This is a genomic window from Streptomyces sp. H27-H5, from assembly GCF_026627505.1.
In the GTDB taxonomy this organism is placed as follows: domain Bacteria; phylum Actinomycetota; class Actinomycetes; order Streptomycetales; family Streptomycetaceae; genus Streptomyces.
On record NZ_JAPNLK010000360.1, the window covers coordinates 1 to 660 of the forward strand.

General features: G+C 69.2%; 1 protein-coding gene. It reads right to left on the minus strand.

Going from position 1 to position 660, the window contains the following annotated elements; translation table 11 throughout:
• Positions 1 to 427: 427 nt before the first annotated feature.
• On the minus strand, positions 428 to 660 hold a 233-nt coding region (locus OTB19_RS43250), incomplete at its 5' end, for a hypothetical protein (protein ID WP_267804348.1).

Sequence of the window (660 nt, forward strand, 5' to 3'; positions counted from 1 at the left end):
CCCTGCGCCAACGGAGCCAACGGAACACCGTAACCGGGCCCGCCCCAGGTGTCCCCGGGCCACCCCTACGCGAGGACACCTGGCGCGGCTCCGGGGATGAGGCCGCACCTTGACCCCTGTCACTGAATGGCCGGTTACCGGCTGTTCAGTGACAGGGCATGCCTGCTGTGCCGACACTCCGAGACCGCGCGTCACCGGTCGTGAAGGTGCCCGGAACTGAGCAGCCGACTCGTAGACGGACCGCCCCCACGGCTCGGCCCCTGCGGCTCGAGCGGCACGTCTTCCTGCCGTCCCTCCGCGGGTTCCCCGAGGGCAGTGTTGCCCTACCTGCTCCCCGGGCCTGCGGCATGACCGGTTGTGCCTGGTATACGTCGTCGACGGCCCCCACGCGCGCTGTTGTGCCGCTGGGGCAACTACCCCGGCAACGTCAGGATGCCGGGAGAGGCGGGGTGACCGGCAGTACGCAACCCTCGGCGGCCGCCGCGGTCTTCAGAGCTGCGGCCGCCGCCTCGTTGGCCGTCTTCTGAGCCTTGAGAAGCCGTTGCTGAACCGGAAGGGCCGTCGCTTGATCGGTTGATTCTTCCTGGTCAGGCATGGGGTGGGTGCTGGTGCGGCAGGCTCGTTGGGTCGGGTTGTCGTCGTGCTGGAGGTGCTGGAATG